This is a genomic window from Brevibacillus sp. MS2.2 (genome assembly GCF_013284345.1).
GTDB classification, from domain to species: domain Bacteria; phylum Bacillota; class Bacilli; order Brevibacillales; family Brevibacillaceae; genus Brevibacillus; species Brevibacillus brevis_C.
In genome coordinates, this window is the sequence record NZ_JABSUZ010000034.1 from 12,873 (window position 1) to 35,844 (window position 22,972).

A 22,972-nucleotide genomic window follows, 5' to 3' on the forward strand; every position below is an offset into this window, starting at 1 on the left:
CGGGAGGAACTTCAAATGATGCGCAGATTTTTGTCCCAGCGTCGCCAAAAGAAAACTCCCTCTCTTATTGCGCAACGTATGCAACAGCGAAATGATCCTGCGCTTACGCTATCGACCAGTTTGCAGCAAAACATGGAGACGTTCAAGACCGTGCTGGGCAGCCCGCACGATTTGTTAATTCGTTCCTTTACGATCGGCAACACCAATCATTCCTGTGCCGTTATTGCGATTGATGGGTTGGCGAACTGCGATATGCTGGATACGCAAGTCCTCGGGCAAATCCAGTTGATGATCTCGACTGCTTCCAAAGTAGTACCGACTGAACCAGATGAGATTGTCCGGATGCTCTATGAGGAAGTCCTTGCTGTCGTTGAAATATCGAAAGCAACGGATTTGACAAAAATACTCGAAGGCATTCTTTCCGGGGATACAGCGCTTCTGGTAGATGAATCGACCGAAGTCATTATTATCGACAGCAAGGGATGGAAAACTCGGGCCATTGAGGAGCCGGTCTCCGAAGGCTTGGTGCGAGGTCCGCGCGATGGCTTTACGGAGAGTATCCGGGATAACACCGTTCACATACGCAGACGTATCAAAGACCCGAACCTGCGCTTTGAAGGGTCTGTCATAGGTAGACGCAGCCGAACAGATGTGATCATCGCTTACATTGAAAACATCGCTGATCCGGAACTACTGAATGAGGTGAGACGGCGAATCTCCACAATCGATGTCGACGAGCTAGAAGAGTCCGGTTTTATCGAGCAATGGATTGAAGATGATTTTCTGTCGCCTTTTCCGCAAATCCATAACACGGAGCGTCCCGATAAAGTGAGTGCAGCATTGTTTCAAGGCCGCATCGCGATATTGGTGGACGGGACTCCCATGGTGCTCATTTTGCCTGTGACGATTGGCCTGCTCCTGCATTCACCAGAGGATTACTACGAGCGGTGGATTGTCGGTTCATTAGCGAGGCTGTTACGCTATTTGGCTGCATTTCTGGCCGTCTATTCGCCCGCTTTCTATATCGCCCTCGTCACCTTTCACCCTGGCTTGATTCCGTCTGATCTCGCCTTTTCGATTGCCGCCACACGTGATGGAGTTCCATTTCCAGCATTCGTAGAAGCGATCATGATGGTGACGACGATGGAGCTGTTGCAGGAAGCCGGGTTACGCTTACCGAAACCGATCGGCCAGACCATCGGAATCGTCGGTGGTCTCGTCATCGGTGACGCAGCGGTTTCTGCGGGCATCGTCAGTCCTGTCATGGTTATTGTCGTCGCCCTCACTGCCATCGCTTCTTTTGCCATCCCTTCTTATCACCTTGCCATTGCCTTTCGAATGATCCGTTTTTTCGCCATGTTTATGGCAGCCATTTTTGGTATTTATGGCGTGGTGTTGAGCTTTATTGCCATTATGATTCATTTATCCAATCTGACTAGCATCGGGTACCCTTATTTGGCTCCTCTTGCCCCACAGATGCCGAGGGATTGGAAGGATATGATTTTACGCGCACCTGTTACCTTCTTGAAAACCCGACCAGATGCCCTTCACACGAAAGATGCAAACAGAATGAGTACAGGAGGGTCGTAAGTGAGTGCACAAACCTTGGCGGAGAAAATGATCAGCAAAAATCATATGGGGATTAACATTGCCTCAGTCACAATCGGCGTCGGCATCCTGACTTTTCCCCGCTCCTTAGCCAAGGCAACCGGAGCATTCGATGGATGGATTTCCGTCGTGATCAGCGGTCTTTGTGCGTGCCTGGTTGGCTGGCTGCTTGCCAAGCTGGCAGCCCGGTTTCCGAGACAAACCTTCTTTGAATACAGCTCGATCATCGTGAGCAAACCGATCGCCTACATCCTGACCTTACTCGTCTGTATTTACACGATGCTGTTTGTCTCGTTTGAAATCAGGGCAATCGGAAACATCGCCAAGCAGTACCTGTTCTACAATACCCCGGTGGAAATGATCACGCTCTCCTTTCTCTTGATTGTTCAGTATTCTGTGGTTGGATCACGTATTGCCATGCTTCGGCTTAACTTGCTGTTTTTACCTGTGGTGCTTGTCGTCATGTTCATCGTCCTGCTGTTTACTACCCAGCTGTTTGAGATCGAAAATATTCGCCCCTTCTTTTCTTCTGACTGGCGTTCTCTCTTGGAAGGCTCCAGAGTGGTCGGACTGTCTTACTCTGGCTTTGAGATTATCCTTTTTTACACCATGCTAATGAAAAAGCCTCAGGAAGGGGCAAAGGCCGTGGCGTTAGGTCTCTCGATCCCCATTCTGCTCTACATGACCATCTACATGTTCGCCATCGGTGTATTCTCTGCGGAGGTTGCGACGAACTTGACCTATCCAACCATCGAGCTGGCAAAAGAAGTCGAAATCCCCGGCGGATTTTTTGAACGGGTGGAGTCCATTTTCTTTACCATTTGGATCATGACGATCTTCAACACATGTGCAATGTGGCTCGATATTACCGTGCTCAACTTGTCGTCCATGTTCCACAAGGTACACAAAACGATTTGGGTGCTCATTCTTTCTCCCATGATTTATTTTGTCGCGATGCTCCCGCAAAACCTGGTTGATTTCTTCACGTTTGCAGATAACATCACTTATTTCGGAATGATCGTCGTCTATTTATGTCCGATTTTGCTGCTCCTCATCGCTTTCATACGAGGTGTAAAGGGTCATGAATAGACAACTCACTGCTTTCTGCATCTTCCTGCTTCTTTCGACTTTGCTGGCTGGATGCTGGGATCAGGTTCAAATTGAGGAGCGAGGATTTGTCGTGGGCGTAGCGATTGATAAACCTCGTACGAATGAAGCCGAGCAGCAAGCCAAACAAGAGGCTCCAGACAAACCTCAAGTAAAAGAACGCTTTCTCGTCACACATCAATTCGTCGTCCCCGGTGGATTGATCTCCGGCGGCCAAGGAAGCGGCGGTGGTCAAAACACAGCGAATGAGGCTTACCTCAACCTCATATCCGAGGGAGATTCTCTTTTCGAGATTTCCCGCGAATTAGCTACCCGGACCAGCAGAACTCCGTTTTATCAACACATGAAGATCCTGATCGTCTCCGAAGACATCTCCCGTACGAAAAACGGTTTTGCCAGAGCACTCGATTTCTATTTGCGAGATCCAGATTCCAGACGAAGCAGCAAAGTATTTATCTCAAATGGCCTCGCCAAAGAAGTACTGGAAGTCAAACCGAAAACAGAAAAGCTACCCGCTATTTACGTTAACTCGATTGGAGAAAACGTCAATAAAAATTCCCGCATGCTTCCAGAAGTTCGATTGGGTGATGTCCACGAGGAGCTTCTCAGTTCATACAGTTTTGTGGTCCCGCGCATTAGAGCAGAAAAGCAGGAGGTAAAATTAGCAGGCTCCGCTGTTTTTACCCACGACAATCAGTTGATTGGTTTTCTCGGGGAAGAAGAGACGGAGGGACTGAATTTTCTCACCGGAAAAGTTAAGGGAGGTATGGTAAAAGGCAAGTTTAAAAACAATCTTGTCTCGATGAACATTCAAGGGATCAAGCATGGCATTAAAGCAGATTTACGCGATCAGCAGCACATGAAATTCACGATAAATATCGAATGTGAAGGCACATTAGCGGAGTCTTACGCCACAATCGATTCCTTGAATAACACGGCAATGGGGAAGCTTGAACAAGTGTTTGCCGAAGAAATCGAGCGAATGAGTAATGATACCGTCAAGAAGGTCCATAAGCAGATGAAAGTGGATGTCATCAAGCTTGGCAGCTATCTGAAGCAGCATCATTTTTCGCTGTGGAAAAAGATTCGGCAGGATTGGGAAACAGGGCAGCATCTGTATGAAAAAAGTGAAATAACCGTTCAAGCAAAGGTCTATTTACGCAATATCGGCGCGATCAACCGTACCGAACGCCAAAATAACAGGTGATCCCATGTTCAAATTTTTAGGTGTAGTCCCTCCTTATTTGACCCTCACAGGGACGATCTTGGCGTTTTTGATTCCCTATCTTTTTTTTAAAATCAATAACAAAATTCATGAGTTAGGCGATCCGCCGTGGAAGAAACGGAATAACTCCAATTCGTAGCAAAAGCTTTCTCAACATAAAAAGCAAGGGCCTACTCAGCATAACGAGCCAGCCCTTGCTTATTTCACTTGCCATTTAAAAAAACTTCATACGTTACACGACTATAACTATTTTGCAGATTTTCGAGTCCTTGGATTTCATTTTCTAGAATTTCTAATTCTTTCAAGAGTACTTCCATGCGTTCTTTTGCTTGTATCTTTTTATTTTCTTGATCATCTCTTTTCAATTTCTTTTTGGGGCCTTTTATTTGTTTATCCAAACTCTCCTCTTCAACTCTAAGCTCGTCAACCCTCGCTTTCAGACCTACCAATCTCTGATATTCTATTATCGATTTACTCATGCAATCTTCAAATTTCTCTTTATATACAGGATAGTTTGTATCTACGACTTGCTTGTATAACCGTCTACTTTCTCGGTGATCTTTTATTTTTAAGAGGGTCCGTTTCAGTTCCATTAGCGATAGGATATACTCTTCAATCTGTACCGGACTTGCCTCTTTATTGATTTTCGTGGTTAGTTCGTTCCATGTTTCCTTTCCCAACTCTAAGATTTTCAATTCTTCACGTTGAACGGAAAACAACTCTAACCATTCTTCATTCGCATCACGCAGCTTCTGATATTCGTTTTTGATCTGACAATTATGTAATCGGGTGATAAAGAATCCTTTTTTTGTATCCCCAATCTGCCTATTAATTTCTCTTTTAGGAAGCAGCTCAAATTCTTCTGGTTGTTTTACGTCTTCAATGGCTTCAATATCATGGATCAGGTGTTTGTTTTGCTCCAGCATTTTTTCTGCCTTTTCTAAACTGCTCGCAGAGTTTGCAGCCCGTCCTTTTCGAACATCACCATAGAAGGCTGTTTTCTTGCCTTCCTCTCCCTTCCAATCGATCGGATTCTTATTCTTTTTTCGATCAGTCGGCAGTGCTTGATGCATGGAAAAGTGAATATTTTTCACCCAGTGAAGATCATTAAACTCTTCGGAATCTTTGTCAAAAAGGGACTTGTCGTCTTTCTCATCTGCTAGCCATAGATTGTATCTAGCAGTGGTCTCTGCTTTTGCAGAATCCAAATTCGTTTCGTCCATGGTTTGCGAATATTGATCATAAGAAGCTGTCCCGTTTGTTGGAGAACCAAATTGCCCATCATTGATCATCAACGCTTTCGCATCCCATTTAAACGGAATTCTTACAGGAAGCTGAATTTCCCAAGGTTTATCCGAGTCGATTTCTTTCAATATGCCCCGTTTCTTCAATTGATCCTGATCCACGGAAAAGTTATATTGATCGTATTGCAATTCAACGGTGTACTCATACTTTGTTCCAACCCTTGCCCCACGCAGCATAACCTCGATGGTATTATTATAAGATTCCTGATTATTTTTCTTATCTTGTGGAGCAACATTCCATTGCTGGTCTGCTTGTTCTCCCCGCAGAATCTGATAGCCTACCAAATGGCCCCCATTATAACTGGCCACTCGGTGCTTATCATTCCCATCACGTATGAGCGATTCTTCATAACCAAGATTCCCGATAGCCGGTACTAGCCCAGACGGGTCACGTTCAGAATTCCAGCCGTTTTTTGTGATATCAGCGGTAACAGAATGGGGTCGATCGCATGTATCTCCCAATTCTTTTGTAAAATGGAAAATGGATGAATTCAAATTTTCTTCCCCGTACACTTCCTTTAGCAGTCCCCAAAAGGTAGGGAGCCCTTTATCCGCTTTCACATCCGTAAATTTCCCGTCATCTCCAACGGCATTTTCGAAATCCTTTTTTCCGTATCTATCTGGCTTGTCCGCTTTCATTTTATTGAGACTGTCTGGATCGAGTTTCCTTTGGATGACAGGCATGGAAGGTTGCCTTTGATTTTGCAGAAGCTTCGTCATTGCCTTGTTTCCTACTTTTTTGGCGAGTTGTAAAACGGGTGGCATATTTCGGTGGGAATTGGGTGGGAAAAGCTTATTTTCAGGTAGATGTGCGTTGCTAGCCATGATTTCATTTCCTGGTGGGACTTGATCCCGATTTTTGAACACCTGATCATCCTCCTACTAGAATGAAAATTCTTTCTTTTATGATAGGACTTGCCCGTTTACCCGAGCAAGCCCACTATTATTTTCCCTATTGTTGTGCCAGCAAATCAGCAAACGCTTTGGCGTACGCAGGTAGATCAGGCGGTCTACGGGACCCAACAATGTGACCGTCTACCACAACCTCTTCATCGACCCAAATCGCGCCTGCATTCTCCATATCATCTTTAATGCCTGGCGTCGATGTCGTGGTTACCCCGCGTAGAATTTTTGCAGAAGCAAGCACCCACCCCGCATGGCAAATATGTCCAATCGTTTTTTTCGCCTCGTGCATCGCAACCACAAACGACAGCACTTCTGGATAGCGGCGCAGCTTGTCAGGTGCCCATCCTCCTGGAACGAGTACGCCTGCATAGTCGGCAGGATTGACCTCTGCCATCGCTTTGTCAGCCTCACACGGTACACCGTACTTCCCTATGTAGACGTGATTCGCCTTAGGGCCGACGAAATGGACGGTAGCACCTTCCTCTCGCAATCTCATCACCGGATACCAGAGCTCGAGATCCTCAAATTCACTTTCAACGAAACAAACCACTTGTTTTCCTGCAAGTCTCAACGTTCTCGCCTCCTTTTCCTTCTATACTACGTTATTGTAGCAGGTACAAAAGGAAAAGACAGCAGATAGGAATCGTAAAAAATCTTTGTGTGCTAAGGAAGCATATGCTGTTATATTATTTTTCAAGACCTGTTACAATTCAACAATTCCATTGTCAAACATAGAATAATTGACGTTATAAAAATACTGTACTATATTATTCGTGTAGTCTGTTTCAAACGCAAGTCAGATTTCCCTCACGTATTTCCCCATCCATATAAACAGAATCGGAAGGAAGATTTGTATGTCTAACCATGCACCGATCATTCCATCACTAAGTGATAGCGGCAATCACTATTATCAAACCTATGAAGAAAGCCTTGCTCTTTGGCCAGTTCATTACGAAACATTTTATGTATCTACCCGTTTCGGTCAAACGCATATTATTGCAAGTGGACCAAAGAATGCACCACCACTCGTATTGCTGCACGGAGCAATGTTTAGTTCCACCATGTGGTATCCAAACATTGCTGATTGGAGCAGCAAATACCGAACATATGCAATTGATATCATGGGTGATAAGAACAAAAGTATCCCTGTGGATTTAAACGGTACGAGAACGGGTTACGCCGATTGGCTTCTTGAAGTGTTTGATAATCTGGGTATCAAAAAAGCTTACTTGCTTGGACTTTCGCTTGGTGGGCTTCATGTTATGAATTTTGTTTTGCGTGCGGCCGAGAGAGTAGAAAAGGCAGTTTTACTTAGTCCTGCGGAAACTTTCGTATCATTTCATCCAAATTTCTACAAATACGCACTTGGCCTTTTTGTACCTAACGGAGTTGAGAATTTTTTAAAATGGATGATGGGGGATCGTTACGTATTACATCCAAATTTTGCAAAGCAGTTTCATGCAGGCATTATGTGGCAGGATGAATTAAGAAATCAAAAACCTAAAGCTGATGGATTCCCATATGTTTTTACTGACGACGAATTAAAATCAGTAAAAGTTCCGATTCTCTTATTACTGAGCGAGTACGAAGTCATTTATGACCCGCAATCTGCCTTACATCGTGCTTTGTCTTTTGTTCCCGGTATCGAAGCGGAAATCGTAAATAATGCTGGCCACGTTTTGTCGATGGAACAGCCAGAATACGTTAATGGACGTGTATTGAGTTTTTTAGATAAATGAAAATTGAATTCATAGGTGTATGAAGGACCCGTATACACATAAGTGAGAGTATCTCCATCCAGTCGATACTTCGTAAACCGAATAAAAAAAAGTGAGAAACAGGCCTACTCACTGTTCCCCACCTTATAACGAAAACCATATGTATAGATTGCTGGTGCCGGTAGAGGGACTTGAACCCCCACGGTTTCCCTCACGATTTTGAGTCGCGCGCGTCTGCCAATTCCGCCATACCGGCCTATTCAAATGAAAACATGGTCGGGAAGACAGGATTCGAACCTGCGACCCCTTGGTCCCAAGCCAAGTACTCTACCAAGCTGAGCTACTTCCCGATTGCCAGCCATATCGGAGCTTCTCTCATTCGACAATTTCCGATAAGTATTGCAACACTTACATACTATACAGGCAAATTGAACCAATAGCAATACCGGATTTTTTTGGAATATAGTCATTTTTTCCTAGTTTTTAACTTCTCTCTACATGGTGTACAGATTTTTCCACAGGGTATTTGTCGTTTCAGGAAATCCTGCGGAAGGTTAAACGGATAGTCCAGCGGATGACGTCCGACAACGATCCAACGCCCATTCGGAAGCTTTTTCAACTGGTACACACGGAAAAATCGATCACTTGGATCGAAGGCAAACCATACCACAAGCGTCGCACATCTGCTACCCGAAGACAGGACCTTTGATTTTACAATTGGCGGTGCCCCTATCGTATCACCTACAGGAATCGCGAGTCGTCCGTTTATTCGCCGCAAATCAAGATTGCCGATCACTCGATTTGCCAGACAAGGAGTCATGAATTTTTGCAAGAAACGGCGAATTTTCAATTTGGAATGAAACCGCTTTGGCAAAAGGATTCCGCGATCCCCCACCCGCTTATGGGCCGAAAAGATAATCGTAAAGAACGCTTGCTCTGCCAATCGAATGACTTGCACCCATTGCTTTTTCATATAACGTCCCTCCCCCTGTCAGACTATGCATCGCGGGAGAAAAACGGTTGGACGCGTATCCGCATACATAAACCGTAGCGTGCGGGGCAAATTAATACGGTGTTCCCATTATCAAAACCCGCAGGAGGTATATCATGCCGAGCCAAATTAACACCGACTCGCTTAAAAAAGCAGAGGTAGCCACTACGCTGGCAAAAAATATGATTACGCAAGCGATCGAGCAATCTGCAGCGAATCCACAGCTCGCCGAAGAAGCCCTGAAGCAAGCGTCTCAGGAAATTGCCCAAGCCCAAACGATGGTATCCCAAGTCCAATCCACGCTGCAATCCCAAGCGCAAGCTCAACAAAGCAAATCCTAAACGAAATGCAGGCAGACCCGCACTATACTGGTGGTTTGCCTGTTTTCCCCATACAATAGCAATAGTTGAAGATTATTGCTAAAAAGGTGGGGGACGTATTGCCGCAACTTCAAGGATTGAATCATTTGCTTTTCTCTGTCTCTGATCTGGAGAAATCTTTTTGTTTTTACCGGGATGTACTGCATGCCAAACCACTTGTACGAGGTCGCAAGCTGGCTTACTTTGACCTGAATGGCTATTGGTTAGCGCTGAATGAGGAACCAGACATCCCTCGCAATGAAATTGCTCACTCCTATACACACATGGCCTTCACTATCACAGAAGAGTCATTTGATGAGTGGTGTGCTCATTTGGAAAAGCATGGCGTTACCATTTTGCATGGACGGGATCGTTCGGAGCGGGATAAACGCTCCATTTATTTCACCGACCCTGATGGACATAAGTTCGAATTACATACAGGCACTCTCCAGGACCGTCTCGCCTATTACCGGGACGAAAAGCATCACATGACCTTTTTTGAATAATCGATGATGTTGCCCATTTCTTAATATACTTTTCACAAAATCACAATAGTTCCAAAGATTCAACTCCATTCGTAAATGCTATAATCTATAAAGCACTTATGGCCTATTCCTTTAATGAATAGGCCCGTTTTTCGTAAAAATTTGGAGGGATTTTATGTTTGGTAAGCGTGGCGCTCAACCTGTTACCGCCTCAATTCAAAAAAGCGATGTCCAAATGCCCGATCAGCTACAAGGAAAAGTGCATTTTTTGCAAATGAATCAGACAGACCTTGATCGGTTGAAACAAATTGAACCACTCTTAACAGAACACCTAGAGGCTATTACAGAGCGTCATTACCACATGCTTCGCCAATACTCCCATCTTATGCAGATCATCGAAACGCATACGACGGTTGATCGATTGGCCGTATCCTTTCGTCACTATTTGCAATCGCTTCCACATGCCAAGCTAGACGACGCCTATGTAGCCGGACGTAAGAAAATCGGAGAGGTCCACAGCAAGATTGGACTTGCGCCAGAATGGTATACGGGCTCTTACTTGCGGGTCTATGAGTATTTGATTCCCGCAATCGTCAACACCTATTCGAAACGTCCTCAAGAACTTTCTTCCGTCCTGTTGGCACTCATGAAGATCATCACGCTTGATTCGCAAATCGTCCTCCAATCATATCAGGAGGACAATGATTTCAAAGTCATTGATCGTCTGGGCGAAGTTCTGGAGTTAGTGATTCAGATCGATAAATTCAAGCATGTGCTGGATACGATTGAGGATACGACTGAGGAAGCCGGCAATGTGGGCTCTGCTGCCGAGCAACTAAGCGAATCTGTGCAAAAAGTGGCTCAATCAGCCGTCTCTGTCGCAGAGAGTGCTTCCACTACCATCGAGCAAGCGACGATGGGCAAGGACATTATCCAAGAGTCATTGACCAGCTTTCTTTCCATGGCAGATGAATTCCAAGAGATGCAAACAAAAATTTCACAGCTAATGACATCCATTGCAGAAGTTTCCCAGGTCGTCCAAGTCATACGCAATATTGCGGATCAAACCAATCTTCTTGCATTGAATGCGTCAATTGAGGCAGCGCGAGCCAACGAACACGGCCGCGGCTTTGCTATCGTGGCAGATGAAGTACGGAAGCTCGCCGAACAGACCAAGCAATCCGTGCAAAGCATTACAGCCACAATCAACAATGTCCAGAATGAAGCTGTCCAGGTAAAAGAAACGGCCACTCTCATGAGCGACCATTTTAACGATAAAGTGATTCAGACACGTGATGCGATTGGGATATTAGGAGATATTGTGCAAAATATTGAGACTGTCGGGCATGCTACCGGACATATCGCAGCATTGGCACAAGAACAGTCTGCTGCCACCGATGATATTTCGATGCGCATATCGCAAGTCCAGACGAATATGGAGCAGGTCTCTTCGCACGTCTCGAATGTAGGTAAAAACGTCTATGATGTTGGCGCCGGCATTAACAGCCTGCACAAGTTGAGCATCACGCAAACGAGCCACTTAAAGACTAAGCATTACTTGCGAATCGTCAAAACCGACCATCTCTTATGGAGATGGTGGCTGTACAACTTCATGCTTGGCTATCACCACATTGATGAAAAAGAACTCGTCGACCATCATCAATGCCGCTTGGGGATCTGGTATGACGAGGCCCTGAACAATCCTTCCGTGAGCACCTTGCCCTCTTTCAAGCAATTGGATGCGCCTCATCGACAGTTCCATGAAACGGTTCGGCGAATTTACCACCTCGTCAAGCAAGGAAAACTAGAGGAAGCAGAAGCTGCGTTTGATACGTTAGAAGAAATCTCACAACGCATTCTCCACGTATTGGATCAGTTAGCCAACGAAGTTTCCTAATGCTATTATCTATTCGTCTTTTTCTTGCCCGGCTGCCTTTTGGAGGCAGCTTTTTTTGTTTGGACACGGTTTAACTCAGTGGCGGACAATGGTCTAGTACGAGCGTTGTTTCGCCTGACTCTTTTGGCTTTGGCAACTGACTTGCCAGTTCTCCCTGCTGATCTTGCTACTCCGACGCCAAACGCTTGCAATGCCCAGATCACAGGATACGAAATCGAGAGTCTGCCATTGGATGAACCAGCAAAATTCACTGCTGCAGCATAGTTGCCCGCAGTCAGCCAAACAGAGCCAGAATCTCCAGGCAAGGAGACGGGAACTGTACTTCTGATGACCGTCTGATTCTGAAAACGGATGGTCCCAAGTCCTCCGTAGTTCCCGTAACTGACATCAATATCGGTGTGGATCGATTCAACCGTTCCCCATGCCAGCCCCGATGAACGGCCCACTTTTTTCAATCTGCGCCCGATGCCATACGAACGAATCACTCCTGGTACTCTGCCCACTGTTGCATAACGAGGGGCAAGGAGTCGATTCGAAGTAGGGATACTAATCGCTGCATCCATTCGATTAGCTACATTTCTCCGAAGCCGAACAAAGCGATACAAGCGCCCGATTCGGTCTCTTCCTGAACGGCCGCCGTCTGCTCCACCAGGCTGGATGGTCTCGGTATAGCCACTCGTATTGTTACGATTCAGGACGTGATTGTTGCTCAACACGAACCGTTGGCCTCCTCGGGCAACGATTAACCCAGCCGTTCCGGACGCTCCTGGGTAGCCGATGCTATATCCCGCAATCACAGGTCTGATTCTGCTGCGATAATTCGTTGCAGAGGGACGTACAGCAGGATGACAATGGCATCGTCCAGAGGTGACAGTTCGAACAGGAACGGATACATGAGTTGGAGTTGTCGCCACCTTCCTTTTGACAAGGACGCAGCTCGGGCAGCTCTTCTTCACGGCGGCACTTGCATTGACCGTATACATCACAATGCAGGCGCCGCCTTTTTTGTTTTTTCCGTTTGCGTAGCCAATCCCGATGCCAATTACGCCCGGCATCCGCTTCCACCTTTTGACCAAATGCTTCTTGGCCAGGAGCGCTTCCTGAAAGGTTGCCATAGCACCCCTTCCTTTCTGGAGGTAGTTAGTTTTACATGGTCATCGTATGTAAAACTTGGCCAGCACTGTTGGACGCTTGTCATTGCGGGGAAGCCTTTTTTACGGATGGGAAAAAACCTCTTGTTCGAGCTATAGTGGTGGGAGGAAACAGGAGAAAACGCTCCAGCTTCTTGGGCCTCCCGCTGTGGGATTGACTGCACGGCTCCATGAAAAAAAGCGAAACCCGCGTCCAAAGTCGTCCATTCAGGAGGCATCTCAGAGGTGGACGCTAAGAGCTTGTTTCTCTTTTTTTCATTGCGCCTCGGTCGGTGTCCCAAAGATCTTCGCTTATTTCTCATGTTTCCTCTACGAGCTTTCCGTTTGATCCGATTTTTAAATCCCCTAAAAGATTGAAGAATCTCATCTGTTACGCCAGAGAAGAATATTTCCAGACGTAGCGACTTGTGAAGTCCTACCGAGCGAAGAAGGGATTCGCGGGCAAAAGAAACGCAACCGTGCTCGCGCTACGAAGCGGCTACCACTTTTGCGTTTCCCCGCGAATCCCTTCGGAGCGGGCAGCCTTACCCCCAGCAGGACGGAGCCTGGAGCTTAGACTGGAAATATTCTTCTCCCCACCGCAGCCACATAATAGAAAAAACCGCCACTCCCTGTCTAACCAGGATATGGCGGTATCATTATCTGATGATATTAAGACGCTTCCGAAACAGTTACATTTGCTGGAGCAGTCTGAGATGCTTTTTTATTCGTATGAACAAGCAAGATATTCAAAATGACAGCGGTCAAAGAACCTGTCACGATACCATTTTGCAGCATCATTTTTGCCAACGTAGGCAGTTGATCAAACATCGTAGGAACCGCAGCAGAGCCTAGTCCAACAGCGATACTGCAAGCAGCGATCAGCAGATTTTCGTTTTTGTTCAGATCAACCTGCGAGAGAATATTGATACCAGATGCAACAACCATCCCAAACATGGCAATCATCGCTCCACCCAATACCGCGTTAGGAATAACCGTTGTCAAAGCAGCCAGCTTCGGCAGTAAACCGAGAACAACGAGGATTCCACCGGCACCAATCATCACATCACGCGATTTAATGCCAGTCAAGGAAACCAGACCAACGTTTTGCGAAAAAGCTGTGTAAGGGAATGCGTTGAAAAGGCCGCCAAGTACAATTGCGACCCCTTCCCCGCGCAATCCTTTGACTACATCTTGATCTGTTACTTTTGTATCCGTCACTTTACCAAGCGCAAAGTAAACGCCTGTGGACTCAGCCATGCTGATGATGTTGACGAGAATCATGGTAACAATGGCCACAATACTGAACTGTGGTGTACCGAAGTAAAACGGTTCAACCACACTAAACCAAGATGCTTCCACAACATTCGCAAAGCTGACCATCCCCATCATGTAAGCAACAGCCGTACCGACAATCAAGCCGAGCAATACCGAAATCGCACGAATAAATCCGGTAAAGAAACGATTAATAAGCAAAATAATAACCAGCGTTCCTAAAGCCAAAAGCAAATTGTGCGGTTGTCCAAAGTCCGGCATGCCTTGTCCGCCAGCCGCGTTGTTCATCGCAACGGGAATGAGCGACAGTCCAATGATCGTAACGACCGAACCTTGAACAACGGTTGGGAAAAAGCGCAGCAGCTTACCAAACAGTGGAGCTGCCAAGACAACGAATATACCCGATATGATGATGGCACCATAGGCGGTCGCTAGATTACTCGTAGACGCAATCGCGATAATGGGCCCTACTGCTGTAAACGTACAGCCTAGCACAACAGGAAGGCGTATCCCTGTATAACGTGTGCCAAGGACTTGCAAGAGCGTCGCGATTCCGCATGTAAAAAGGTCGGCAGCAATCAAATAAGCGATTTGCGTAGGAGTCAGATTCAAAGCACCACCGATAATCAACGGTACGACGACGGCTCCTGCATACATGGCAAGAATGTGCTGTAAGCCCAAAGTAACAATCTTATGTTTGGCTAGCATGAGTGAACCCTTACCTCCTATTCATTTTTTGATTATACGCGTGCAGGCTCTTCTTCCATAAAGTGAATGCCTTCTGGTGACATTGATTCAATACGTGCCAATGATTCGATTCGCACGCCAGCTTGCTCCAAAAGACCGCGGCCTTCCTGGAAGCTTTTTTCAATAACAGCGCCAACTCCGACGAGATGAGCACCAGCATCTTTGACAATATTCGTAAGCCCCACCAGAGCAGCTCCCGTAGCCAAGAAGTCATCGACAATCAATACGCGGTCTTCTTTGGACAAATACTGACGGGATACACTGATTTGATACGTTTCCTGACGGGTAAAGGAATGAACAGGAGCAGAGTATACTTCCTCTGTCAGCGTGACAGCTTTTTTCTTTTTCGCGTAAATAAAGGGAACACCCAACGCAAAAGAAGTCGCCATAGCGAAATGAATTCCACTTGCCTCAATCGTCACGACTTTTGTGATTTTTTCACCAGCGAACAGCTCGGCAAAGCGCTGTCCGATCTTCATCGTCAATTGTGGATCTACCTGGTGGTTCAAAAACGCATCCACCTTCAAAACGGATGCCGACAGTACCTTGCCGTCCTGTACGATGCGCTCTTGTAATTCTTTCATCAATTCTTCCTCCTCGGATATGGTTCCGGCCACTTTTTATACCTGTGGCCTGCTGAAATATAGAAAGCCCAGAGCGGACAGTGTCACAAGCGGGCTACGTAACAAACCAACGCCAAGTGAAACTGTCCCTCTGGGCTTTTATCCCTTAGGTGTGACACATCCATGGTGCCTGCGTCGCTCGGACCAGCTTTCTTCCAACCCTATTCTTGGAATAGGAAAGAAAGAGACGGAACCCTAGACGCACTTTCACTCGTAGTCAGGTGATTTACGGTCACCTGGTAGAAACGGTTGGGCCTTATTCCCAAAATTATACGAGCTACCTATTTATTTCGAAGAGTAATAACGAGTATTGACCAAATCTATCATAACTCCCGTGTTGTGAGCAAGCGTTAATTTTTGAAAGTAAAAGGAAGCGCTTACTTGTCCAAATAAAGGAAAGAGCCCTGATTTCTCAAGGGCTCTCGTACTTATCTCTTCGGTTTTTTCTGCCGCATCTGAACGTTGATCTTCTTCCATTTATCCCTTTCAGCGGCTGCAAGCCTTGCATCTTCTTTACGTGCCAAATGAGCCAATTCGCGCTGAAGCTTTAGATAACTGTCAAAGCGTGCCTTTTCCAATGATCCAGCTTGGATGGCAGCTTGAACAGCACAGCCAGGCTCGCGCATATGCTTGCAATCATTGAAACGGCATGTTTCCGCAATGGACTCGATATCGTCAAAAGCACCGCGGAAACCTTCATCTGCCTCCCAGAGCTGCAACTCCCTCATGCCCGGTGTATCGATCATCAGAGCACCACTTGGCAATCGGAAGAGTTCGCGGTGTGTCGTCGTATGGCGGCCACGGTCATCACCTTCACGCACGCCACTGACTTTTTGCATCTCCGCTCCGCTCAATTTATTGATCAACGTGGATTTGCCAACACCAGAGGAACCCATCAAAGCAATCGTCTGGCCCTCGCCCAGATAAGGCGCGAGTTGATCCAGTCCTTCTCCCTGCTCAGCACTGACTACGTGAACAGGTACTCCGATTGCGACTGATTCTATCTCTGCCATGCATGCATCCAGATCGTCACACAAATCCGCTTTGGAAAGCACAATCACCGGATTGGCTCCACTTTCCCACGCAAGAATGAGATAGCGTTCTATTCTGCGCAGATTTAAATCATTATTTAAGGAGTTCACGAGAAAAACGGTATCCACGTTAGCGGCCACAATCTGCTCTTCCACAGTATCCCCGGCTACTTTGCGGGAGAACTTGCTTTTACGTGGAAGGAGGCCGTGGATGGAGGCTTTCTTTTCCTCTGGACGAGCACTGATCACTACCCAGTCCCCGACAGCCGGAAAATCTTCTCGTCCGATAGCTTCATAGCGAAGCTTACCCGTTACTTCGCCCAAGAGTTCGCCATGCTCACTCCACAGACGATAAATACGTTTATGTTCGAGTGTGATACGTCCCACACTGTAGCCTTGCTCGGCATAAGGGGCAAAATGGTTAGCAAAATACTCATTCCAGCCCATAGATTGCAATACTTGTTGATTGGTTAGTTGATTCACTGCGGATTCCCCCTGCAATTGGTTAAATATATGGCTATCAGCCAGAACCAGTCACAGTCGAATCCTCATTTGGTGAACGGTATTACTGTTCGCTTGAAAGGAGGATTCCTGTGACCCCGACTACGACACTCTGAACAAATTTGATGGCTACCATAAAACATCTCTCCTTTAGCAAACCTACCATTCAGGTTTGGAATCATATTTCCCAGTTATTGTACCATAATGAAACAAAATGCAACAGCGTCAATCTCCCCCGCCGCCGCCTCCTCCGCTATCTCCGCCACCACCACTGTCTCCACCACTTCCGCTATCGCTTCCGCTGTCATAGCTGTCCCAGCGATCGCCTGAGTCGTGATTTCGATGATGGTGATTGTGGTTGCTGTCTACATAGAAGGCTCCGCCCCCACTGTCTGAAGAGGAATGAGAGCGCCCACTTCCGCCTTTTGCAGCTTTGGACGCCAAGACAAATACTACGATCAAAAACATGATGACGATGACAATGAAGAACTCCATTGTTTGTCCCCGCCCTTCCGCTTTTTTGAAGTTGTTTACCTAATTTAGTATAACATAGTATGGCTGGAATCGGCTGGGGGCGTAGAGAGTGATTCCTTTTCAACCGGCAAAATGTCCAGACACAGGTGCGATCGCCAAAATGTTATCCAACATAAACACGCGATACGCCTTCCTCATATAACAGTATGCTTTCAAACTCCCTTTGTTCACATCGATTTGCACCACACGGATCGTACGCCTGCTGGTCTCTCCATCCTTCTTCAAATAGATGATCTCCACTGCTTGCTGCCGCGCTGCGTACCTTCTCAACTCCAGAATCATCAGGCTGTCACCACCACAAAATGTGTCTTCTTGTTGTTGAGATCATCATACCAAAAGAGAACACGCGTTCGCAAGTTTTCCTTTTCGAGGCCCCTGTCCAGAGATGGTACGTAGTGCCGAAGAACTGGCGTTTTCAACCGATTAATCCAGATCGCTAGCCCAACTAACTAGCTCTTCATCTTCAAGATCGTATGGATTCTTGTAAATATTAGAGTAATAGTACTCTGCTTCTAGTACGTCTCTAATTTTATTGAACGTATGATTGGTTGCATTAAATCCATTACTGATTGGAGCAGTAAATGCGAGTGAACCATTATGAAATCCATCTAGAGAGCCTGAAAGTTCTTTTTTGACGATAGTTTCAACTGCTTCTATCTTTTCTTTGATAGGCTGCTCTTTGTAAATTTGAATACAGAAATTTCCACCATGCTTTATTAATTCAAAATCTCCGTTGGGATGGAGTTTTATTGTATCTCCTTTCGCAAGACCTAGAGCTAGCCCAGGAGATGCACATAATTTGAATTTTTGATCGCTTAGGTATTCTGCAGGAAGCTCTTCTAAAACTGTTCCCTGTGAACTTGTGCCAGCAAAAACCTTAATCAATGTTAATTGATCTTCCATATGATGCTCCACACCTATCTCTTTTTTGTGACATACATCAGTAGCTGCTACCTCAGCTTTCCGACTAATGAACGAGTAACCCAATCCGCCAAAAAAGGCATGTACCCTAAAAATGGACACATGCCTATGATTGTTACAACTCAGCGCCTTCTAAGCGCACGTCCGAACACAATGAGAATCGGGGCCAACAAGATGGCCGCCGCAACCAACGAAGCGCGAATCGAAAAACGGGTCCCGATCCATCCGACAGCCGGACCACCTGCCGTTTGTCCCAACGCATTGGACTGGCCCATCATCGACAGAACCGTCGCTCGCACACTGCTCTCAATGTTCAGATTCAGCCATGTATCATACAGCGGACTGCTTAATGACTGGATCACACCGATCAACAGCAATGCTACTAACGCCCAGCTAAAGCTAGGGGAAAAGGCAAACGCAATCATCGCTGCAATTTTGAGCCCCGTCAACGTGAACATGCCCACAAGGACAATCCGTTCATTGTTCACATCCAGCCTTTTTTCCACAATACTTACAACGATAAGGCCGAGTAAGCTTGCGAGTGCGGCAATGATCCCGAACCACATTGGCATCGAAATAGCAGCGAGCTCTGGAAAGCCAATTTCAGCGATCAAATGCGCTTCCCACAAACGGTCATACCCTTCAGAAGCTGCACCCGTAAATAGCGTCACGAACAAGATCAGCATCAGAATCGGCTGACTGCGAATCACTTTGGCCCCAGAAGCCCATGTCTGAATCATTTCCTGCACGTGGGAAGCACCTCGCTCACGCTCACGTGGAACAAAACCGGTCTCCTTCATGAACAGAATCAGAAAGACACCAAGCCCCAGATACATGAGGCCTCCTATGAGGTAAGGCAAATGAGGAGCGAGTGTTGCCAATGCCACACTAAGTACAATCCCGAGCAGATTTCCCATCAAGGAGTAGCGCTTGGCCTTCATGAAAATCGTACCGATCTTCTCTTCTCCGACCTCATCCACAATCCATGCAGTATCCGCTCCACTGATAAACGTATACCCGAGACCACTGATGACTTGCGAAAACAACACCAAGCCGAAGACAGAAATCAATGGTACCCAAGCATCAAGCGCGGGAACGATCCCCTGCATCGCAAATCCGATTCCCAGCAAAAACATCCCGATAATGACGGAGCGACGGCGACTGTACGTATCCGCCACTACACCTGTTATCCCTTCAAACACCAACACGGATAACTCCAATACCGTCCCAATCAATAGCAATTCAAACGGGTTAAAACCAAGTGTCACAATATAGTAAAGCGCATAGGTCGTGAACATGGTCGTATTGGCCAGGGAAGTCAAAAAACTTTTGATCGTATATACTTTTGTCGCATTCATGAACATGGAAGCAGTATCCACCTTTTTTTAGGCAGATGACGCGTTCCGTTTTCACATACTGATCGTTACTCTACAATCCTCTACTGTGTAAAATGCGTACGCGTCATGCTGCCACTCTTATTTTTCCTTCCTGTGTACTTGCTTGCTCTGCATAGTGTTTTTAACATGTGATATACACCTCCGAAAGTAATTATAGCTATTATAAAATCATTTCAATTCCCACACAATGGAAAAAAGCTGTGCAGCATGATTGGATACACTGCACAGCTTTTTTATGAAGCACTTACGCTTTTTTTCTAAACAGACCAACGATGGAGATCAACAACGCCAAACCAGAAAGTACCAATGGCAAGGTATTGTTGCTGCCTGCACTCGCTGCTTCCCCGGCAGGAGCGGTTGCCGGCTTTTGTTCTTGTCCATGCTCATGCCCCGCTTCGCCTACACCAGCCTTAATGGTAGTGACAGACGCTGGCGTTTTGGAATCCTTGTCCCCTGTCCATTCCACAACCTCGCCATTTGCATAGGTCTGATAAGCCTTCCAAGCCACTTGGCCCTCTTCTTTCGGGTTTGCCCCGACAAACGTAAACTCTTGGAATTCATGTGCCTTAATTCCGCCTTCTGTTGCGGTCCACACAAGCGCTGTGTTCACACCGTCTTTATCTTTTTCGAACTCGTAGGTCCAGCCCGGAATCGGTTGTACGGAATTTACCTTCACACCTGCTGGGAATTCCAGCTTCACTTTTGTTGTGTTAACGTCTTTTTCTACTGGGACACGCACCGTGTATTTTTCATAGGAGCCTGTAGTAGCCTCTTTCGGATACACGTTCACATGTGCTTGTGCTGCTGTCGCCAACGTCAAAACTGCACCTGCTACCAGGACACTGCTCATCCATTTTTTCATTTTCATCATATGAAATCCTCCCTAGTTTGAATCTGTTTGAATCACTGCCTGATTATTTGTCGTAGCTGTCGGGTAGTTGATCTGGCTCATCCAAAGTCCAGCCAGAATAGCGATAATCCCGAATACAATCTCCCAACGCAAGTAAGCGGGCTGCAAGGAATTTTTCGTCCGCCAACGTCTGGTTTGCCTAAAGGCTAGAAGTAGCATGAGGCAAACACTTGCTATTTTTCCATATAACAGATAGCTCCATGCCGTTGCACTCTGGATAATATTCATGACATCTGTCTGCACGATGAGCATGACAACACCCGTCACGACGGCAAGCACCGCCGCCACAGCAACTGTCTGCAAGAAGAACCTCTTGAACGACTCCTGTCCTCGTTCAGCCGCTTTGACTGTAAGAAGCAAGTACACAAGTGCCCCCATCCACACGGCGACCGTCAACACATGCAACAGTCTCAGCAAAATGGACAGCCAGACAGGAGCAATGCCCCATGCATGACCACCAAAAGCTTGTGCGCTAATCACGATCACCCAGATTCCCACATACCATCCGGACACCATATTGGGGATCGCGATCAATAACAGTAGTACAAAGGACACCAGCAGCATGGTCGCAAACGGAGACTGACTGAGCAAGTTCCCGTCCATCTGCCATAGTGCTTGCGTAAGTGATACAGCGGTTAACGATTCGTCATACAAGAACCACAAAAATATAAGTCCGATGATCGCCAAACTCCATCCGATTTGTCTGCCAATCCCGATGAGCTGGGCAAGGGAAGGCAAGCCATGACGCTGTGCTGCCCACGCTACCAGATACAAGCCCCCACCTATGAGGATAATTCCTTGTGCCAAATAGCGGTACATGATCAAGTAGCTTGAATCTGCTTTTTGCTCATTTGGCGGAACCACGACCGCACTTTTTTGTCCGATGGAAAACGTGAGCTTCTCTTCGATCGGATGTCCGTCCTCGGAAACGACAGATACGATAACCGAATACGTCCCTTCAGCCAAATCGCTTGGCAGTTTCGCATTCAACTGCGAGGCATCACCTGGCTGCAATGTCGGCCGCTCTAGTTTTATTTCCTTGCCATCCCAGTCAAATAGACGCACGTTAACAAGATCGGGCTCCAATGTTTCGGTAAACCGCGCAGATATTTGTCCTGGATTCGCCTTCAGTACCTCACCATCTTGCGGTGAGCTGCTCATCAAGCCAGCATGGGCGTAAGCAGTTGTCATACCCGTTGTCAGGACAAGTAAGAAGGCGAGCAAAAACACAACCGCATAATGTCTAATGTTGTATGTCACCCTATCACCTGCTTCCTTATTTCGTCCTTAATCCTATCAAAATAGTACGAGAATCTATATGGCTCCATCGGGCTATCTGATGTGGCAAAGTGTTGAAAACAAAAAAAGGCATGAGCGGTAATTCTCTCCGATCCACGCCTTTTCAAACTGTATTAGGATGATCTTACCGTGCTTTGTGCGAGAAATTCCAGGACGAGTTGGTTGAATACCTCTGGTTGATCCATCGGTGGGATATGGGCTGAGTCAGGCAGGATGACTTTTTGTGCGCCTGTAATTCGTTCAGTCAACACATCGGCGATCTGTAGAAAATCGGGATAATCCCGTGCTCCTGCAAGAACGAGTGTTGGGGCTTTGATGTTTTCCAAACGCTCGATTGGTGAGGGAGATAACGTTTCCAATCCAACGCCAAACTCCGGCAACGAAAAGGCGTGTCTGTTGATTTCTTTAAAGCGGTTTCTTGCTTCGAGTGCTTGCTCATTTACCGGCTGACCAGGTCCGTCAAACCACATTTGTGTCGTCATTTCCAACGCTTCCTCTGTCGTGCCGCGCTGACATACTTGATTGAACCGTTCCACATCATGTAGCCTTTGTTCACTTCTTGGGTGACCAAACAAGCCGGATGCGACGAGAATCAAGCTGCTCACCATCTGCGGATAAGCAAGGGCGAACTCCTGCGCGACCATTCCCCCAAACGAAAGCCCAGCCACATGCGCTTTTTCAATACCAAGCCCCAGCAGAACTGCTTTCACGTCGTCATACAAGGTAAAAGGAACGTCAGTCGCCAGTGTTTTACCGAACCCGCGGATATCAAAGCGAACAACCTTATACGTCTGTGCGAATGCTTGTAGCTGGTCATCCCATAGCCTTGTATCCAGATTGAAGCCGTGGATCAATAAGAGCGGTTCGCCTTCCCCTGCTACTTCATAGTAAATACGTGCGCCATTGGCTTCGAGAAAGCCAGTTTGTACAGCCTGCCTGTTTTCCATTTTTTCTCACCTCCCCCTCACTATCTCACCCCGGATTGTCGCTTGTCTATGTATTTT

Annotated in this window: 21 protein-coding genes, 2 tRNA genes and 1 riboswitch; of the genes, 7 read left to right on the forward strand and 16 right to left on the reverse strand. The window is 46.6% G+C overall.

Going from position 1 to position 22,972, the window contains the following annotated elements:
* Positions 1-15: 15 nt before the first annotated feature.
* From HP568_RS23740 to HP568_RS23750, 3 genes are read left to right on the forward strand one after another with little or no spacing between them, the layout of a single operon-like run.
* Positions 16-1,590, forward strand: coding sequence for a spore germination protein (locus HP568_RS23740; RefSeq protein WP_173630415.1), 1,575 nt, complete (start codon positions 16-18; stop codon positions 1,588-1,590).
* On the forward strand, positions 1,591-2,697 hold the full coding sequence (locus HP568_RS23745) for a GerAB/ArcD/ProY family transporter (RefSeq protein ID WP_173630416.1): 1,107 nt from the start codon (positions 1,591-1,593) through the stop codon (positions 2,695-2,697).
* Complete coding sequence (locus tag HP568_RS23750) at positions 2,690-3,922, forward strand: Ger(x)C family spore germination protein (RefSeq protein WP_048034202.1); 1,233 nt, start codon at positions 2,690-2,692, stop codon at positions 3,920-3,922. The genes HP568_RS23745 and HP568_RS23750 overlap by 8 nt, the downstream gene beginning before the upstream one ends.
* Before the next feature lie 221 nt (positions 3,923-4,143).
* Here the strand turns inward: HP568_RS23750 and HP568_RS23755 are convergent, their stop codons facing one another.
* Complete coding sequence (locus HP568_RS23755; protein ID WP_173630417.1) at positions 4,144-6,111, reverse strand: hypothetical protein; 1,968 nt, start codon at positions 6,109-6,111, stop codon at positions 4,144-4,146.
* An 85-nt stretch (positions 6,112-6,196) separates the two neighbouring features.
* The gene (locus HP568_RS23760; RefSeq protein ID WP_173630418.1) at positions 6,197-6,721 is read right to left on the reverse strand and encodes a type 1 glutamine amidotransferase domain-containing protein; all 525 of its coding nucleotides are present in this window, start codon (positions 6,719-6,721) and stop codon (positions 6,197-6,199) included.
* Between the two features lie 283 nt (positions 6,722-7,004).
* Here HP568_RS23760 and HP568_RS23765 point away from each other — a divergent pair, with 283 nt between their 5' ends.
* Positions 7,005-7,889, forward strand: coding sequence for a carboxylesterase (locus HP568_RS23765; RefSeq protein ID WP_173630419.1), 885 nt, complete (start codon positions 7,005-7,007; stop codon positions 7,887-7,889).
* 152 nt (positions 7,890-8,041) lie between these two features.
* Here HP568_RS23765 and HP568_RS23770 read toward each other — a convergent pair.
* The 3 genes from HP568_RS23770 to HP568_RS23780 form a co-directional block, all read right to left on the reverse strand.
* Positions 8,042-8,124: transfer RNA gene (locus HP568_RS23770), tRNA-Leu, on the reverse strand.
* Between the two features lie 17 nt (positions 8,125-8,141).
* Positions 8,142-8,218, reverse strand: a tRNA-Pro gene (locus HP568_RS23775).
* 116 nt (positions 8,219-8,334) lie between these two features.
* A complete protein-coding gene (locus tag HP568_RS23780) occupies positions 8,335-8,841 on the reverse strand; it encodes a hypothetical protein (protein ID WP_048034205.1) in 507 nt (168 codons plus the stop codon).
* Positions 8,842-8,975: 134 nt separating this feature from the next.
* Here HP568_RS23780 and HP568_RS23785 point away from each other — a divergent pair, with 134 nt between their 5' ends.
* From HP568_RS23785 to HP568_RS23795, 3 genes are all read left to right on the forward strand, one after another.
* A complete protein-coding gene (locus tag HP568_RS23785; RefSeq protein WP_048034206.1) occupies positions 8,976-9,200 on the forward strand; it encodes a hypothetical protein in 225 nt (74 codons plus the stop codon).
* 98 nt (positions 9,201-9,298) lie between these two features.
* Positions 9,299-9,724, forward strand: a complete 426-nt coding sequence (gene fosB, locus HP568_RS23790) for a metallothiol transferase FosB (protein ID WP_173630420.1) — start codon at positions 9,299-9,301, stop codon at positions 9,722-9,724.
* A gap of 154 nt (positions 9,725-9,878) precedes the next feature.
* Positions 9,879-11,600, forward strand: a complete 1,722-nt coding sequence (locus tag HP568_RS23795) for a protoglobin domain-containing protein (RefSeq protein WP_173630421.1) — start codon at positions 9,879-9,881, stop codon at positions 11,598-11,600.
* Between the two features lie 5 nt (positions 11,601-11,605).
* On the opposite strand, the gene HP568_RS23800 is transcribed toward HP568_RS23795, so the two are convergent.
* From HP568_RS23800 to HP568_RS23850, 11 genes are all read right to left on the reverse strand, one after another.
* The gene (locus tag HP568_RS23800) at positions 11,606-12,715 is read right to left on the reverse strand and encodes a chymotrypsin family serine protease (RefSeq protein ID WP_173630422.1); all 1,110 of its coding nucleotides are present in this window, start codon (positions 12,713-12,715) and stop codon (positions 11,606-11,608) included.
* A 687-nt stretch (positions 12,716-13,402) separates the two neighbouring features.
* On the reverse strand, positions 13,403-14,713 hold the full coding sequence (locus HP568_RS23805) for a nucleobase:cation symporter-2 family protein (protein ID WP_173630423.1): 1,311 nt from the start codon (positions 14,711-14,713) through the stop codon (positions 13,403-13,405).
* A gap of 32 nt (positions 14,714-14,745) precedes the next feature.
* Positions 14,746-15,336: a xanthine phosphoribosyltransferase gene (locus HP568_RS23810; RefSeq protein ID WP_048034211.1), complete on the reverse strand. Its 591-nt coding sequence runs from the start codon at positions 15,334-15,336 to the stop codon at positions 14,746-14,748.
* A 233-nt stretch (positions 15,337-15,569) separates the two neighbouring features.
* Positions 15,570-15,671: riboswitch (purine riboswitch) on the reverse strand.
* A 132-nt stretch (positions 15,672-15,803) separates the two neighbouring features.
* Complete coding sequence (rsgA, locus tag HP568_RS23815; RefSeq protein ID WP_173630424.1) at positions 15,804-16,889, reverse strand: ribosome small subunit-dependent GTPase A; 1,086 nt, start codon at positions 16,887-16,889, stop codon at positions 15,804-15,806.
* Between the two features lie 243 nt (positions 16,890-17,132).
* Entirely contained in the window at positions 17,133-17,402 is a 270-nt protein-coding gene (locus tag HP568_RS23820; protein ID WP_048034212.1) for a hypothetical protein, read from the reverse strand.
* Positions 17,403-17,501: 99 nt separating this feature from the next.
* Positions 17,502-17,723 carry a WYL domain-containing protein gene (locus HP568_RS23825; protein ID WP_048034213.1) on the reverse strand — a complete coding sequence of 74 codons (222 nt, stop codon included), beginning with the start codon at positions 17,721-17,723 and terminating at the stop codon, positions 17,502-17,504.
* Positions 17,724-17,864: 141 nt separating this feature from the next.
* Entirely contained in the window at positions 17,865-18,344 is a 480-nt protein-coding gene (locus HP568_RS23830) for a DUF4265 domain-containing protein (RefSeq protein ID WP_048035923.1), read from the reverse strand.
* Positions 18,345-18,484: 140 nt separating this feature from the next.
* Positions 18,485-19,726 (reverse strand): MFS transporter, encoded by a 1,242-nt coding sequence (locus HP568_RS23835; protein WP_173630435.1) that lies wholly within the window; start codon positions 19,724-19,726, stop codon positions 18,485-18,487.
* Between the two features lie 277 nt (positions 19,727-20,003).
* Positions 20,004-20,627: a YcnI family copper-binding membrane protein gene (locus tag HP568_RS23840; RefSeq protein ID WP_047071547.1), complete on the reverse strand. Its 624-nt coding sequence runs from the start codon at positions 20,625-20,627 to the stop codon at positions 20,004-20,006.
* Positions 20,628-20,642: 15 nt separating this feature from the next.
* Entirely contained in the window at positions 20,643-21,929 is a 1,287-nt protein-coding gene (locus HP568_RS23845) for a copper resistance CopC/CopD family protein (protein ID WP_173630425.1), read from the reverse strand.
* 152 nt (positions 21,930-22,081) lie between these two features.
* A complete protein-coding gene (locus HP568_RS23850; protein ID WP_173630426.1) occupies positions 22,082-22,915 on the reverse strand; it encodes an alpha/beta fold hydrolase in 834 nt (277 codons plus the stop codon).
* Positions 22,916-22,972 lie beyond the last annotated feature (57 nt).

Excerpts from the sequence above, each read along its gene's own strand:
- HP568_RS23740 (WP_173630415.1), top strand. The coding sequence starts at position 16 with ATGATGCGCAGATTTTTGTCCCAGCGTCGCCAAAAGAAAACTCCCTCT.
- HP568_RS23750 (WP_048034202.1), top strand. The coding sequence starts at position 2,690 with ATGAATAGACAACTCACTGCTTTCTGCATCTTCCTGCTTCTTTCGACT.
- HP568_RS23765 (WP_173630419.1), top strand. The coding sequence starts at position 7,005 with ATGTCTAACCATGCACCGATCATTCCATCACTAAGTGATAGCGGCAAT.
- HP568_RS23780 (WP_048034205.1), bottom strand. The coding sequence starts at position 8,841 with ATGAAAAAGCAATGGGTGCAAGTCATTCGATTGGCAGAGCAAGCGTTC.
- HP568_RS23785 (WP_048034206.1), top strand. The coding sequence starts at position 8,976 with ATGCCGAGCCAAATTAACACCGACTCGCTTAAAAAAGCAGAGGTAGCC.
- HP568_RS23795 (WP_173630421.1), top strand. The coding sequence starts at position 9,879 with ATGTTTGGTAAGCGTGGCGCTCAACCTGTTACCGCCTCAATTCAAAAA.
- HP568_RS23800 (WP_173630422.1), bottom strand. The coding sequence starts at position 12,715 with ATGGCAACCTTTCAGGAAGCGCTCCTGGCCAAGAAGCATTTGGTCAAA.
- HP568_RS23805 (WP_173630423.1), bottom strand. The coding sequence starts at position 14,713 with ATGCTAGCCAAACATAAGATTGTTACTTTGGGCTTACAGCACATTCTT.
- HP568_RS23810 (WP_048034211.1), bottom strand. The coding sequence starts at position 15,336 with ATGAAAGAATTACAAGAGCGCATCGTACAGGACGGCAAGGTACTGTCG.
- HP568_RS23820 (WP_048034212.1), bottom strand. The coding sequence starts at position 17,402 with ATGGAGTTCTTCATTGTCATCGTCATCATGTTTTTGATCGTAGTATTT.
- HP568_RS23825 (WP_048034213.1), bottom strand. The coding sequence starts at position 17,723 with ATGATTCTGGAGTTGAGAAGGTACGCAGCGCGGCAGCAAGCAGTGGAG.
- HP568_RS23830 (WP_048035923.1), bottom strand. The coding sequence starts at position 18,344 with ATGGAAGATCAATTAACATTGATTAAGGTTTTTGCTGGCACAAGTTCA.
- HP568_RS23835 (WP_173630435.1), bottom strand. The coding sequence starts at position 19,726 with ATGTTCATGAATGCGACAAAAGTATATACGATCAAAAGTTTTTTGACT.
- HP568_RS23840 (WP_047071547.1), bottom strand. The coding sequence starts at position 20,627 with ATGAAAATGAAAAAATGGATGAGCAGTGTCCTGGTAGCAGGTGCAGTT.
- HP568_RS23850 (WP_173630426.1), bottom strand. The coding sequence starts at position 22,915 with ATGGAAAACAGGCAGGCTGTACAAACTGGCTTTCTCGAAGCCAATGGC.